Source organism: uncultured Bradyrhizobium sp. (assembly GCF_936928535.1).
In the GTDB taxonomy this organism is placed as follows: Bacteria; Pseudomonadota; Alphaproteobacteria; order Rhizobiales; family Xanthobacteraceae; genus Bradyrhizobium.
This window is the reverse complement of the sequence record NZ_CAKZHY010000084.1, coordinates 1-12933: the sequence shown is the minus strand read 5'-3', so window position 1 is coordinate 12933 and position 12933 is coordinate 1. Positions and strand designations below refer to the sequence as shown.

General features: G+C 64.4%; 19 protein-coding genes. 9 read left to right on the top strand and 10 right to left on the bottom strand.

Features of this window, described 5'->3' with window-relative positions; all coding sequences use genetic code 11:
* Positions 1-6 precede the first annotated feature (6 nt).
* Together lgt and Q0687_RS13375 are read right to left on the bottom strand one after the other, a co-directional pair.
* Positions 7-849: a prolipoprotein diacylglyceryl transferase gene (gene lgt, locus Q0687_RS13380; protein ID WP_298877308.1), complete on the bottom strand. Its 843-nt coding sequence runs from the start codon at positions 847-849 to the stop codon at positions 7-9.
* Positions 850-857: 8 nt separating this feature from the next.
* The gene (locus tag Q0687_RS13375) at positions 858-1595 is read right to left on the bottom strand and encodes a dienelactone hydrolase family protein (RefSeq protein ID WP_298877305.1); all 738 of its coding nucleotides are present in this window, start codon (positions 1593-1595) and stop codon (positions 858-860) included.
* A 164-nt stretch (positions 1596-1759) separates the two neighbouring features.
* Between Q0687_RS13375 and Q0687_RS13370 the strand changes: the two genes are divergently transcribed.
* The 4 genes from Q0687_RS13370 (at position 1760) to ychF (ending at position 4744) form a co-directional block, all read left to right on the top strand.
* On the top strand, positions 1760-2011 hold the full coding sequence (locus Q0687_RS13370) for an accessory factor UbiK family protein (protein ID WP_027534243.1): 252 nt from the start codon (positions 1760-1762) through the stop codon (positions 2009-2011).
* 238 nt (positions 2012-2249) lie between these two features.
* Complete coding sequence (locus Q0687_RS13365; RefSeq protein ID WP_298877302.1) at positions 2250-2975, top strand: 50S ribosomal protein L25/general stress protein Ctc; 726 nt, start codon at positions 2250-2252, stop codon at positions 2973-2975.
* A 61-nt stretch (positions 2976-3036) separates the two neighbouring features.
* Positions 3037-3642 carry an aminoacyl-tRNA hydrolase gene (gene pth / locus Q0687_RS13360; protein WP_298877300.1) on the top strand — a complete coding sequence of 202 codons (606 nt, stop codon included), beginning with the start codon at positions 3037-3039 and terminating at the stop codon, positions 3640-3642.
* 4 nt (positions 3643-3646) lie between these two features.
* A complete protein-coding gene (ychF, locus tag Q0687_RS13355; protein ID WP_298877297.1) occupies positions 3647-4744 on the top strand; it encodes a redox-regulated ATPase YchF in 1098 nt (365 codons plus the stop codon).
* A 16-nt stretch (positions 4745-4760) separates the two neighbouring features.
* On the opposite strand, the gene Q0687_RS13350 is transcribed toward ychF, so the two are convergent.
* Both Q0687_RS13350 and Q0687_RS13345 read right to left on the bottom strand, forming a co-directional pair.
* Positions 4761-5321, bottom strand: coding sequence for an acyltransferase (locus Q0687_RS13350; RefSeq protein WP_298877294.1), 561 nt, complete (start codon positions 5319-5321; stop codon positions 4761-4763).
* A gap of 108 nt (positions 5322-5429) precedes the next feature.
* On the bottom strand, positions 5430-5726 hold the full coding sequence (locus Q0687_RS13345; RefSeq protein ID WP_027534247.1) for a DUF4282 domain-containing protein: 297 nt from the start codon (positions 5724-5726) through the stop codon (positions 5430-5432).
* A 153-nt stretch (positions 5727-5879) separates the two neighbouring features.
* Here Q0687_RS13345 and Q0687_RS13340 point away from each other — a divergent pair, with 153 nt between their 5' ends.
* The 3 genes from Q0687_RS13340 to Q0687_RS13330 all read left to right on the top strand — a co-directional run bounded on the left by Q0687_RS13340 (position 5880) and on the right by Q0687_RS13330 (position 7158).
* Complete coding sequence (locus Q0687_RS13340) at positions 5880-6332, top strand: MaoC family dehydratase (protein ID WP_298877347.1); 453 nt, start codon at positions 5880-5882, stop codon at positions 6330-6332.
* Entirely contained in the window at positions 6332-6811 is a 480-nt protein-coding gene (locus Q0687_RS13335) for a MaoC family dehydratase (RefSeq protein WP_298877290.1), read from the top strand. The genes Q0687_RS13340 and Q0687_RS13335 overlap by 1 nt, the downstream gene beginning before the upstream one ends.
* A 200-nt stretch (positions 6812-7011) precedes the next feature.
* On the top strand, positions 7012-7158 hold the full coding sequence (locus Q0687_RS13330) for a hypothetical protein (protein ID WP_200512972.1): 147 nt from the start codon (positions 7012-7014) through the stop codon (positions 7156-7158).
* 41 nt (positions 7159-7199) lie between these two features.
* Here Q0687_RS13330 and Q0687_RS13325 read toward each other — a convergent pair whose 3' ends face one another.
* The 5 genes from Q0687_RS13325 to Q0687_RS13305 all read right to left on the bottom strand — a co-directional run bounded on the left by Q0687_RS13325 (position 7200) and on the right by Q0687_RS13305 (position 10705).
* The gene (locus Q0687_RS13325) at positions 7200-7337 is read right to left on the bottom strand and encodes a hypothetical protein (RefSeq protein WP_194464364.1); all 138 of its coding nucleotides are present in this window, start codon (positions 7335-7337) and stop codon (positions 7200-7202) included.
* Between the two features lie 295 nt (positions 7338-7632).
* Positions 7633-8058 carry a hypothetical protein gene (locus Q0687_RS13320; RefSeq protein ID WP_128960839.1) on the bottom strand — a complete coding sequence of 142 codons (426 nt, stop codon included), beginning with the start codon at positions 8056-8058 and terminating at the stop codon, positions 7633-7635.
* A gap of 173 nt (positions 8059-8231) precedes the next feature.
* Positions 8232-9152 (bottom strand): hypothetical protein, encoded by a 921-nt coding sequence (locus Q0687_RS13315; RefSeq protein ID WP_298877274.1) that lies wholly within the window; start codon positions 9150-9152, stop codon positions 8232-8234.
* A 279-nt stretch (positions 9153-9431) separates the two neighbouring features.
* The gene (locus tag Q0687_RS13310; RefSeq protein WP_298877271.1) at positions 9432-9872 is read right to left on the bottom strand and encodes a nuclear transport factor 2 family protein; all 441 of its coding nucleotides are present in this window, start codon (positions 9870-9872) and stop codon (positions 9432-9434) included.
* Positions 9873-10258: 386 nt separating this feature from the next.
* Positions 10259-10705 carry a nuclear transport factor 2 family protein gene (locus Q0687_RS13305; protein WP_298877270.1) on the bottom strand — a complete coding sequence of 149 codons (447 nt, stop codon included), beginning with the start codon at positions 10703-10705 and terminating at the stop codon, positions 10259-10261.
* Between the two features lie 277 nt (positions 10706-10982).
* Between Q0687_RS13305 and Q0687_RS13300 the strand changes: the two genes are divergently transcribed.
* Both Q0687_RS13300 and Q0687_RS35820 read left to right on the top strand, forming a co-directional pair.
* Positions 10983-11222, top strand: coding sequence for a hypothetical protein (locus Q0687_RS13300; protein ID WP_298877268.1), 240 nt, complete (start codon positions 10983-10985; stop codon positions 11220-11222).
* 54 nt (positions 11223-11276) lie between these two features.
* The gene (locus Q0687_RS35820; protein WP_363323948.1) at positions 11277-11522 is read left to right on the top strand and encodes an SEC-C metal-binding domain-containing protein; all 246 of its coding nucleotides are present in this window, start codon (positions 11277-11279) and stop codon (positions 11520-11522) included.
* A 118-nt stretch (positions 11523-11640) separates the two neighbouring features.
* Here the strand turns inward: Q0687_RS35820 and Q0687_RS13290 are convergent.
* The coding region (locus Q0687_RS13290) for a helicase-related protein (RefSeq protein ID WP_298877266.1) at positions 11641-12933 on the bottom strand (1293 nt) is incomplete at its 5' end.

The window sequence follows — 12933 nt, the reverse complement described above, 5'->3', positions numbered from 1 at the left end:
AATGAATTAACGAATGGACGCGGCGGGCTTCGGCGCACCGCGCCGCACAGCCATTACAATAAGTATGCCGCCGACGATAAGCATCGGGATCGACAACAGCATGCCCATGGTTAACCCGCCCCAGAGGTAGCCGAGCTGGACGTCCGGTTCGCGGAAATGCTCGCCGATGATCCGGGTCAGGCCGTAGATCAGGATGAAGCTGCCGAGGATCAGTCCCGGCCGCTTCAGGGCGCCCATGCGGATCATCACCGCGAGCACGATGAACAGCAGAAGGCCCTCCATGCCGGCTTCGTAAAGCTGGCTCGGGTGGCGCGGCACGTCACCGCCGGTTGGGAAAATCATCGCCCAGGGCAGGCTGGGGTCGGCTGCGCGCCCCCACAGCTCGCCATTGATGAAGTTGGTCAGTCGCACCAGGAAGATCCCGATCGGCGCAACGCCGCAGGTGATGTCGCCGAGCGACAGGATCGAGATGCCGTTCTTGCGGGCGAACCACATCACGGCCACGACGCAGCCGAGAAAGCCGCCGTGGAAGGACATGCCGCCTTCCCACAATTTGAAGATGGCAGCCGGATGCTCGATGAAGAAGGGCAGATTGTAGAACAGCACGTAACCGGTGCGGCCACCGACAATGATGCCGAGTGTCACCCACAAGATGAAATCATCGATCTGCGTCAAGCTGATCGGTGACGCGCCGGCCCACAGCCTGTCTTTCTTGATCAGCGAGCGTGCGTAGAGCCAGCCGAACGTGATCCCGCAGATATAGCCGAGCGCGTACCAGCGGATCGCGAACGGCCCGATCGCGACTGCGATCGGGTTGAAGGTCGGAAAGTCGATGAGCAGAAGGGGCATCGCGCCTGCTATGATTGGACGAGATTGCGACGATAGAGCGCCAGCAGGCGCTCCCAATGCCGCTCGGCGGCGTCGCGGTCATAGACGGGACGCTTGGGGAAGGCGAAGCCGTGATGGGTGCCGGGATAGATCTCGACCTCGGCCTTTGCGCCCTTCATGTGGTCGGCCACTTTGGCAATCACCTCCGGCGGAGCATAGATGTCGGTCTCGGCGCAGGCGAAATAGAGTTCGGCCCGGGTCTTGCCGGCGGCGAGATGCGGGCTGTTGTCCTCGTCGGTCGCCAGATGCGTTCCGTAAATCGAGGCGGCGGCCTTGACGCTGTCAGGGAAATGCGTGGCGGCGTTGACGGCGTAGCGGCCGCTCATGCAGTAGCCGACCGTACCGATGATCTTGGTGTTCGCAGCCGTCTGGCCCTCGGCATAGGTAAGCAGCGCCCGCGTGTCGTCCATGATCATGGGAATGTTGAGCGAGGCCATGAGCTGGAACATCCGCTTGCGCTCCGGTGAATTCGGATCGGCCGGCAGTGCGCCGAGCTCCATCACGCCGGAGCGGTAATAGAGGTTCGGCAGCATCACGTAATAGCCTGAGGTCGCGAGCCGGCGCGCCATGTCGCGCAGCTCCTCGCGGATCGCCGGCGCGTCCATGTAGAACAGGATGACCGGGAATGGTCCGCCGCGCTCGGGATGGACGATGAAGGTCGCGGTGTGGCCGTCCTTGGTGGGAATAGCGATCTGCTGCTCGATCATGTCTTGCGTTCCGCGTTGTGATTCCCGGTTATGCAGGGACGTTGAATACGATTGCAAGGAAACCGGGACATGACAAGGATACCGCCGCACGGCCCTTGAACAGGCCTGCGCGGATTGCCATTGTCATTTCACGCGTTCGTGCAAGGACCGATCAGGAGACCGACATGACCCAGACCACCAACCGGTTTTTCGACGAGATCGGCCGCATGATGAACGATGCCGCCGGAGCGGCCCAGGGCGTCAAGCGCGAGTTTGACACGGTGATGCGGACCCAGGCGGAGAAGTTCCTGCGCGACATGGACTTGGTCAAGCGCGAGGAGTTCGAGGCGGTCAAGGACATGGCCCGCCTGGCCCGCGAGGAGAACGAGGCCCTGAAGGCGCGCATCGCCGCGCTGGAGGCCAAGCTCGGCGGGTAATTTTCTTCTGCGTCATTCTGGGGCGATGCGTATCATCGTAGTTCGGCCGCTGTCGCGCCCGCCCTGGAATGACGGCAATCTGGTATCCGCCTGCCAGCCCATTCTCCTTGTCATTTCCGCATCTTCCGGGTAAAAGCCCGCCACGTTCACGGCCCCCGCACCCCTGGAGGCTTGCTGTGAACCATGCCATGGGCCGCGCTGCGGCCCATTAACTTTTGCAAAAACAAGGACTTAGACTATGGCGACGACCGTCAAGGAATTGAAGGCGACCGCACGTCCGAAGAGCGGCAAGGGGGCCGCCCGGGCTGAGCGTCGCGCCGGGCGCGTACCCGGAGTGATCTATGGTAACAACCAGCCCCCGCTCCCGATCTCGGTTGACGATCGTGAACTGCGCCAGCGCATCCTCGCGGGCCGGTTCCTGACCACGCTGGTGGACGTCGAACTCGACGGCAAGAAGCACCGCGTGATCCCGCGCGACTATCACCTCGATCCGGTCAAGGACTTCCCGATCCACGTCGACTTCATGCGTCTCGGCGAAGGCGCCACCATCCGCATCAGCGTGCCGCTGCATGTCGTGAAGGCGGAAGGTTCGCCCGGCGTGAAGCGCGGCGGCACCGTCAACATCGTCGCCCACGCGATCGAGCTCGAATGCGGTGTCGAGAGCATTCCGCAGTACATCGAGGCCGACGTCGGCGCGCTGGAAATCGGCCACTCCCTGCATCTGGCGGACATCAAGCTTCCGGCCGGCGTCAAGGCGCTGACCCGCGAGGACGCGACCCTCGTCACCATCGTGCCGCCGTCCGGCTACGCCGAAGAGCAGAAGGCCGCGGCTGCGGCGGCTGCTGGTGGCGCGGCTCCGGCTGCGGGCGCTGCTGCTCCGGCGGCTGGCGCGGCGGCTCCGGCTGCGGGTGCTGCTCCGGCTGCTGCTGCCAAGGCTCCGGCCGGCGGCGACAAGAAGAAGTAATCTCTCAAGGCGCCGGCGCGCGGTCTGTCGATCGCGTGCTGGCCGAGGGGCGCGCCGCGTCATGCGACTCTTTGTTGGGCTCGGCAATCCCGGCGCGAAATACGCACGTAACCGGCACAATATCGGCTTCATGGCCGTCGACGAGATTGCGCGGCGTCATGGTTTTGCACCATGGCGCCGTCGTTTTCAGGGCGAGACGTCGGAAGGCACGCTGGGCACCGAGCGCGTCATCCTGCTCAAGCCCACGACCTTCATGAACGACTCTGGCCGCAGCGTTCAGGAAGCGGCGAGCTTCTTCAAGATTGCGCCGGGCGACACCACGGTGTTTCACGACGAGCTCGAACTGCCGCCGGGCAAGGTGCGGGTGAAGATCGGCGGCGGTATCGCAGGCCATAACGGCCTGCGCTCGATCTCGGCCCATATCGGCAACGAGTATCGCCGTGTCAGGCTCGGCATCGGCCATCCCGGCGTCAAGGAGCTGGTGCATGGCCACGTGCTGTCGGACTTCGCCAAGTCCGACAACGACTGGGTGACGACGCTCTGCGACGCGGTGGCCGAGCATGCCGCGCTGATCGTCAAGGGCACGGACGCGACCTTCGCCAACAGGGTGCATCTTGCGATGCAGGCGAAGGGATTTTTGACCAAGGACGAGAACGGCAAGGAATAGGCTCGTGGGATTCAAATGCGGAATCGTCGGATTGCCCAATGTCGGCAAGTCGACCTTGTTCAACGCGCTGACCGAGACGGCCGCGGCGCAGGCTGCGAACTATCCGTTCTGCACCATCGAGCCGAACGTCGGTGAGGTCGCGGTGCCTGATCCCAGGCTCGACAAGCTGGCGGCGATCGCCAAATCGGCGCAGATCATCCCGACCCGGCTGACCTTCGTCGACATCGCCGGCCTCGTGCGCGGCGCTTCCAAGGGCGAAGGTCTCGGCAACCAGTTCCTCGCCAACATTCGCGAGGTCGACGCCATCGTACATGTCGTGCGCTGCTTTGAAGATTCCGACATCACCCATGTCGAGGGCAAGATCGCGCCGCTTGCCGACATCGAGACCATCGAGACCGAGCTGATGCTCGCCGACCTCGACAGCCTCGAGAAGCGCGTCGACAATCTGACCAAGAAAGCCAAGGGCAACGACAAGGACGCCAAGGAGCAGCTCGACCTCGTCAATCGCACGCTGGTGCTGCTGCGCGAGGGCAAGCCCGCGCGGCTCGTCGAGCGCAAGGCCGAGGAGGAGCGGGCGTTCTCGATGCTCGGCCTGCTGTCGTCAAAGCCGGTCCTCTATGTCTGCAACGTCGAGGAAGGCTCGGCTGCCACCGGCAATGCCTTCTCCAAGGCGGTCGAAGAGCAGGCGGCCAAGGAGGGCGCGGTTGCCGTCGTCATCTCGGCAAAGATCGAATCCGAGATTGCGACGATCTCGCGTGAGGAGCGTACCGAATTCCTGGAGACGCTGGGTCTTGAAGAAGCAGGTCTCGATCGTCTGATCCGCGCCGGCTACCGGCTGCTCGAGCTCATCACCTATTTCACGGTGGGACCGAAGGAAGCGCGTGCCTGGACCATCCATCGCGGCACCAAGGCGCCGGGCGCGGCCGGCGTGATCCACACCGATTTCGAAAAGGGCTTCATCCGCGCCGAGACGATTGCGTATGACGACTACGTCGCGCTCGGCGGCGAAGCCGGCGCCCGCGATGCCGGCAAGCTGCGTCTCGAAGGCAAGGAATATGTCGTCGCCGACGGCGACGTGATGCATTTCAGGTTCAATACCTAGCGCAGCAGCACGGCGCCTATTCGTCGTCGCGAAACTGCCTGACGACTTCAGCCGGATTCCCGGAGACGACCACGCGCGGGGCGACGTCCTCACGTACCACCGCTCCGGCGCCCACGACCGAGTGGTCGCCGATCGTCACGCCCTTGAGCACGATCGAGCGCGCCCCCACCCAGACATTGTCCCCGATGCGCACCGGCGCGACGGCCCGAGCAACCGCAGGCTCGTGCCGAAGCCGCGGGGGAAGGTTGTGAAAGTCCGTGTCGACGATATCGCAGTCGCTGATCAGGCAAGACGACCCGATGTCGACCTGCTGCGCGCAGCCGATCCAGCAGCCATTGAGCAAGGTGTCCTTGCCAATCGTCACCTGGCCGCGCCCGGTGATGAGCACGCGCTTGCCGATCCGGCAGTTCGCACCGATCGACACCCGGACCCCGCGACCGAGTACCAGCCGACCCTTGAACACGATCCCGGGGCCGAGCTGGAGCCGGCGCCCGTACCGCACCGTCAGCCAGGCGCGCGAACAGGCAAAGAACAGCAGCGCGCCGGCCCGCAGCACCGGGTTCTCGATCTTCAGCACGTTCGCTCCCGACCGTTGTGGCGCCCCGCGCCTCTCGCGCCGAGCCTGCCATCCGCGCGTAAATACGCGGTGAAGAGCGACTCTACAGTTAGCGAAGCGTAACCTGCCTCACCGCACCCCGCCGCCCTGATCCCTGATGGCGCCGAGATGCTCGTTGATGCGGAACACGATCAGGATCAATTCCGCGGCGATGCGCGAGAACACGACGCCGACGACCACGCCCGCGATCGATTCCAGCACGACCAGGAAGCCCGCGAACGGGCTGATCGCCATCGCGGTGAGGCCGGCGAAGATTCCGGAGAGTCCGAACAGGCAGATCACGCCGATCACCAGCCAGTAGAACGTCTTGATGATCGTCGGCGTGATGAAGCGGTCCCACTGAAACAGATCGCTGAATGAAAACATCTCTCTCCCCCGGGCAGATGGTGCCCCCGGCCGCGCCGTCACGACAATGAGGCAGGCCGACTCGCCGAATGTAGCATGAGCCATGCGGGCCGGCGGGTTGAGATTGCCGCAAAGTGCGGCCACAATCTGTCCTTCCCGCAAAGCTTTCTCGAGATGACCCTGACCTTCGAAGATTTCCCGCCCGGCCGCTATGGAACGTTCGGTCCGCGCCATGTCACCCGCGACGAGATCTTGGCGTTTGCTGCCGAGTTCGACCCGCAGCCGATGCATCTGGACGAGGACGCGGCAGCCAAGAGCATGCTGCGCGGCCTTTCTGGCTCGGGCTGGCACCTTTGCTCCCTCATGATGCGGATGATGGCCGACGGTTTTATTACCCGCGCCGCCTCGCTGGGATCTCCTGGGGTCGACGAGGTGCGTTGGCTCTCGCCGCTCAGGCCGGGTGACGACCTCATGCTCGACGTCGACGTGGTGGAGGCGCGCGCCTCGAATAGCCGGCCGAACCTCGGCATCGTCAAGTTCAAATGCACGGTGCGCAACGCCAAGGGCGAAGCGCTGGCCGAGATGACCTCGCCGATCTTGATCGAACGGCGCGCGGGAGCGGTCTGATGCGGTTTTTCGAGGAGATCGAGATCGGCCATCGCCGCGACATCGGCACCTACAATTTCACCGCAGAGTCCATCAAGACTTTCGCTGCGAAGTTCGATCCGCAGCGCTTTCACCTCGACGAGGAGGAGGGCAAGAACTCGCTGTTCGGCGGGCTCGCTGCCTCCGGCTGGCATGTCGGCTCGGCCTGCATGAGCCTGCTTGTCGCCGACGGCCATCGCCTGGCGCGCGAAGCAGCAAGCCGCGGCGAGGAGGTCGCGGTGTGGGGGCCGTCACCTGGCTTTCGCGACCTGCGCTGGATCAGGCCCGTGCTGGCCGGCGACACCATCAGCTATGCCAACGTCGTCATCGACAAGCGCAGCTCCGCCTCGCGTCCGGGCTGGGGCATCCTGACCGCCCGCACCACCGGCACCAACCAGCGCGGCGAGGAGGTCTATTCCATCACCGCCAGTGCCTTCGTGCCGATGCGGAAGCGCGCTTAGACCAGTTCCAGGATGAACGACTAAAACGGCCGCGAGTGTTGCCCGCGCGCTATGGACGCGATTCAGGGCGACTGCCATAAGCCTTCCCGAGAGGGCCGGTGCTTGCGAAGCGGTTAACCGGAACCATCGAGTTGCTAACCAATTATGAACCTGTCGCTGTCTATTTGAACGAACTGGGCAGAGTACAGGGGACGAGAACGATGGCAGACCGCGGCGCACTGAAATTGGTCGGATTTATCTTCGCTACCGCGACGCTGGCCGTGATGCTGATCGCCGGCATGGTGGTGAAGGGTTACGCCGACGGCGCCTACACCCTGGAAGCCTCGACGGTCGAAGCGAGCCGTTAAGGTCTCGTTAACTTCGCGGGGCCGCGAGGCGGCCTCCGCTCTCAGCGGCTATAGACGAGCGCCAAAATCGCGATCGCAACCGCAAGCAGCCCGACAAAGCGCAGCATGATGGTCCCGAACTGGTTCGGCGCGGGCCGCAACGGTATCGGGTCCGTGGTATCGGGCCGAATGCTTTCCATCTGAGATGTCCCCAAGGCCCGGCCGTCAGCGGCACGGGCGCCTGGCATTGGTCGGGGGGAACGGGCGGTGGGTTCAAACCACGCCACCGCTGTCATGCCCCGCGAAGGCGGGGCATCCAGTACGCCGCGGCCTCTCGGCTCTATCACTGCCGTCTCTGGAATACTGGATCACCCGCTTTCGCGGGTGATGACACCAGTCCTGGGGAAACAGCGTGAGCCCATCACGCCGCTCCAGGAATCAAAACCGCCGCGTCCCTTCCGGGACGCGGCGGCTCATGGCGTCACGTACTTGCAATCAGCTGTTGCGCAGGCCGTCGGCGGCGCGCTTCCACTGGGCAACGTTGTCGGCGATCATGCGGGTCGACTTCATCGCGGCCTGGCTGAGCTGGGCGTAGCCCGAGATCTCGCGCTGGACGCGCTGGCCTTCGGCATGAAGCAAGTCGCGCAGGCTCTCGAGCTCGGAGATCAGATTCTCGATCTCGGCGAGCGAGGTGCCGGCGACGCGCTGGATCAGCGAGTTGACGTTGGTGACGGTGGCTTCCGCGCTCGGGTCGAGCGGCGGCGAATCCGTGGTCGTGGCGGTGGCCGGCCGGCGCAGATAGGCGATGTCGTTGCGGACGAAATCGCGGATGCCGGCTTCGACTTCGGTGACGGCGGCGAGATTGCTGTCGACCGTCTCGGTCTCGGTGGTCTCGGTCTTTTCCGGACGCATGGCGTTCATCGTTATTACCCCTGTTCGCGTTGAGCGCAGCGCGAGTGTCCCCCGCACGACGATGTGTGTCAGGCCGATGCATCTGTGCGTCGGATTTTGACCGCAACGGGGCCGAGATGCGGCAAGGGCGGACCATTCGGGGGCTTTGCCGTGGCGTATGGTTAGGGAAGTCTGAAGAACGCTCACCAGCTCTTCTTGAAGCCGGCCGTCACGCTCTTGTTGATCGCGCCTTGCGAGGTTTCGCCGACCGAGCCGGAGACGGTGACATTGTCGAACAGCTTCTGCTCGGCCCCGACCTTGCGCAGCCATTTGTCGTCCGTGGTCGACATGGTCTGCCCGGCCGAGATGCTGGTGCCGGTGTCGGTGATCGTGACCTTGGCGGACTGGTCGGTCTCGTAGTTGCGGGTGGTGTGGCCGCCGACGCCGGGCAGCGCCGTGGTGCCCTGCTGGTTGACGCTGTAGCCGTTCTGCAGCGTCAGCGACGTGTCGCCCGACAGCGGCACCGATTTGGTCAGCGCGGCCCCGAGCTTGCTCTGCTCGCTGCCGGGATCGACCCGGGCTTCCACTGCGGTCTTGTCCCAGACCGGACCTGCGCCCGGCGCGATCGCGGTGGCCCAGGCGCTGCCGGAGGATTGCGGCAGGTTGCCGCCATTGGCGGCCTTCTCCGCCAGCAGCTCCGACATCGTGGTCGGCTCTTTCGTCACCGTCATGTCGGCGCCAATTCGGGTGTCCCAGAACGAGGACACCGACTGCTTCACGGTGACGGCCGAGGAGCCGTTGGCGTTGGCGTTGGACGACCAGTTCATGCCGTTATTGGCGGCCGCCTGCGCGCGCTTCTTGGCAGCGATGAGGTCGTTGAGCGTGCCCGCGTCGATCGCGAGCTGGCTCCAGTCGAGCTTGTCGACGTCGATGCCTTTGAGCACGTCGGCGTCGTTGACGTCGGGAGCCTCGGCGACCTCGGCCTCGTCGTCGTCAGGCGTGGTCGCGGCGGGGGGCGGAGAGAAAGGCGGAATGATCTGCGCTGCGGCCGTCAACACCGAGCCGAAAATGAACGCGGCCGCCAGCGGCAGCCGGGTCCAGCCAAAACCTGTCGTGAATTCCATCGCCTTGCCCGCAAGCCCAGTTCGCGCAGAGAATGCGGAACTATCGTCGCAAAATTGTGGCGTCCGTACCACCCAGAGCATGATCCGGAAAAGTGTGCAGCGGTTTTCCGAAAAGATCATGGTCAACCAATAGAATGGCGAACCAACGGGCCGCGCGCAAATCGCGCGCGCCCGATGACGAGCATCTCCATGACGGCGTCCGGCGGGGCTGGAGGCCAGCACGCGTCACGGGAGCATCAATCGACCGGTCCCGAATCTCGGAGCCCGTTGGTGTCCCCCTCAGCCGACGCTGGTCATCTTTGGCAGATGAATGGCGCGGCCGAGTGCCTGCTCGACCAGATCGAAGGTGTCGACCAGCACACGCATGCTGATCAGCCTATCAGCCCTGAACTGGGCGAACTGCGCGACGCGCAGGCTGATCGGCTTGTCGGAATCCAGGGCCGTGAGCGAATAGCGCAGCATCGAGGACGCGGAATCGACGCCCAGCATGATGCTCTCGCGCTCGAAACGGCGGACGCGGAAATTGTCGGCGAGCTGGCGGATGACCTGGAGCACGGCCGCCTTGCCCTGGCGCGCGCCCAGGAACGGAAACATGTCGATCGGCCCGTAGATCGCCCATTCGACGTCCTCGTCGATCAGGGCCTCGATATCCTCGAAATGCCGGTCGTTGATCGCGCGATGCAACGCGCGCGAGAAACGCCAGAGGCTGTGCTCTGTCATTTTGGGCCGTCCTGACGCTGGCTTGCAGAAAAACGGAAAACAACCCCATGCACAGTAAGGCGCCGGGGCTGGGCTCAATTCATTTGTGTACGAACAAATACGGGATTTCTGGAAAAACTCAAATCACGTTTTTGCAATGCACAAGTGAGCGAAAAGTGTGAGATTTACAATAGAACCCCGTAATCTTACCGGGGTCCTGGCCGCGGGCCGGCTCAACGACTGGCAGAGATGCGGATGCTCGCGCCTCATTCCCGCTGTCGTCCCGGCGAAAGCCAGGACTCATAACCACCGTCCTCGGTACTAGGCAGGCTGGCAGCAGTCGCGCGCCACATCGGCATCAGGGGCAATGGGCCCTGGCTTGTGCCAGAACGACGCTGGGAGACGCCTCACTCCCCTGCCGCCCCCGTGATCAACGGCCCGATCTCCCGCTCCAGCACCTGCTGCACCAGATCGTAGGAATCGATGATTTCGCGGATCTGCACCACCAGTCCGCCCCGAAAGCTGAAGAACACCGCCATGTCGAACTGCATGATGCGGTCGTTGCTGCGTTTCCTGAAATGGGCGCGCAGGTAGATCGCGACCTCGTCGCGCTCGGCAACGGCGTGCGGCGCGTTGTAGCGGATTTCCGAATAGCGCGACCAGACCGTCTGCCAGAGCTCGCGCAGCTCGGCCTTGCCGTGGCGCGGGCCCAGATGCGGCAGCACGTCGATCGGGGCGTGGGTGAGGAAGTCGACATCGTCGGTGCAGCACGACAGCGCCGCTTCGATGTCGCCGCGTGCAAAAGCGTCGAGCAGATGCAGCACGCGTTGCTTGTTCAACGACTCGATGCCCATGCCGCTCCTGCCCTCATTGGCCACGGATCGTAAACGCTATCGCGCGGCGCGCGGGTCCATCAATCCGCAAAAACACAGGGGTATTCCCCAAATGGTCGCACCTCAACGCATGGCGGTTCACGTCCTGCAAGGCCGGGTTGCGCTGACAGCGGCATGCCCGAAGTCGGGCGGGCGTTCTGACGCCGCACGCATGGGGCTGACGTCTCTTACCAAGCGGCGAGCGCGGGAACCCGGCCGGCTCTCGTTCGTTGAGACGCTGACATCGCAGGAGACATTCATGAAACCCCCCGTTCTCACTGTTGCCGCCGCGCTGCTCATGCTCGGCGCGACGTCTGCCGCCAACGCCAAGGGCTGCATCAAGGGCGCCATCGTCGGCGGCGTCGCCGGTCATTATGCCGGGCATCACGGCATGCTCGGCGCTGCCGCGGGCTGCCTCTACGGGCGTCATCGCGCCAACGAACAGGACCGGCAGCAGCAACAGCAGCAGAGCCAGGTGAACGGGCAGGGCAAGCTGTAGTCCTGCCGCGCTCTTTTCATGCAAGTGGCATCGTGATAGCGAGACGCCGCGGCAATCTGCCGTGCTTGCAACCTATGGAGGGCGTCATGCGCAAGTCCCGCGATCTCGAAAACCTCCCCGGCTTTCAGCGTCACGCGTAAGCGGCGGAATTCTTTCCCCTCGGAAACCCATGTCAAACGCGGCGCGCGCCTCGTCCATGGCGACGTCGAGCTGAGCGAGAAGCTCGGCCGCAACGACCTGTGCCCATGCGGCTCCGGACGCAGGTTTCAAAACCTGCTGCATGACGTCAGGCGCCTATGACGGCTCCAACCGCCGCTACTACTTTCAGGGAGTAGCGGCGCGCACGGCCGCGACATCGTCAGCGATATGCCTCGCCCCGCTTGCAGGCGAGGCAATCGGCCTGCGTCGATGGAGGTGGCTACCGCTTCTTCCACCCACCGCGCCGTCCCGGCGCCCCGCCCGTCGACTTCGGCGCGGGCCCGAACTTCGGGCCCGACTGCCGCGAGTCCGTCGGCTGGATGATCCGGCTCGTGCTGCCAAACGGCTTTGACGGCAGCGACGAGCTCTCGCGGTAGGGCAGGGATTCCGGGCCGTGCATTTCGTCGAGATGCGGCTTGTGCACGCGTGAGCCCTTGCCGCTCCCGGCCTTGAGCGCGGTTGCGGCGCTCTTGTTCTTCATGGCGCTGACCGGCAAATTCGCGGCGTCGCCGTACTTCCTCGTGCCGGCATAGGCGCCGGCTTTGCTCGCCACAGTGCGCTGCTTGGCGGTGGGATCGTCGACCACGGCGAGCTCGGTGGCGCGCAGGCGCTTGACCTCGTCGCGCAGGCGGGCGGCTTCCTCGAAGTTCAAATCGGCGGCGGCCTCGCGCATCCGCGTTTCGAGATCGGCGAGCACGGCCTCGAAATTATGGCCGATCGAGATGACGTCGTCGGTCATGTCGTGACCGCCGACCTCGACCAGCACGTGATCGCGCTCATAGACCGAGTTGAGGATATCGCCGATCTGCTTCTTCACGCTTTCCGGTGTGATGCCATTGGCGGTGTTGTATTCTACCTGCTTTTCGCGACGGCGGTTGGTCTCGGCGATGGCGCGCTCCATCGAACCCGTCATCTGGTCGGCATAGAGGATCACTTTGCCGTCGACGTTGCGCGCGGCGCGGCCGATGGTCTGGATCAGCGAGGTCTCGCTGCGCAAAAAGCCTTCCTTGTCGGCATCGAGGATGGCGACCAGCGCGCATTCGGGAATGTCGAGGCCTTCGCGCAACAAATTGATGCCGACCAGCGCGTCGAAGGCACCCAAGCGCAAGTCGCGGATGATCTCGATGCGCTCGATCGTATCGATGTCGCTGTGCATGTAGCGGACGCGGATGCCCTGCTCATGCAGGTATTCGGTGAGGTCCTCCGCCATGCGCTTGGTCAGCACTGTGATCAGCGAGCGATAGCCGGCCTGCGCGGTGGCGCGGACCTCGCCGACGAGATCGTCGACCTGGGTGCGGGCCGGGCGAATGTCGACGGGGGGGTCGATCAAGCCGGTCGGGCGGATGACCTGCTCGACGAACACGCCGCCGCTCTCGTTCAGCTCCCAGCCGCTCGGCGTCGCCGACACCGCGACCGTCTGCGGCCGCATCATGTCCCATTCCTCGAAGCGGAGCGGGCGGTTGTCCATGCAGGAGGGCAGGCGGAAGCCGTATTCGGCCAGCGTCGCCTTGCG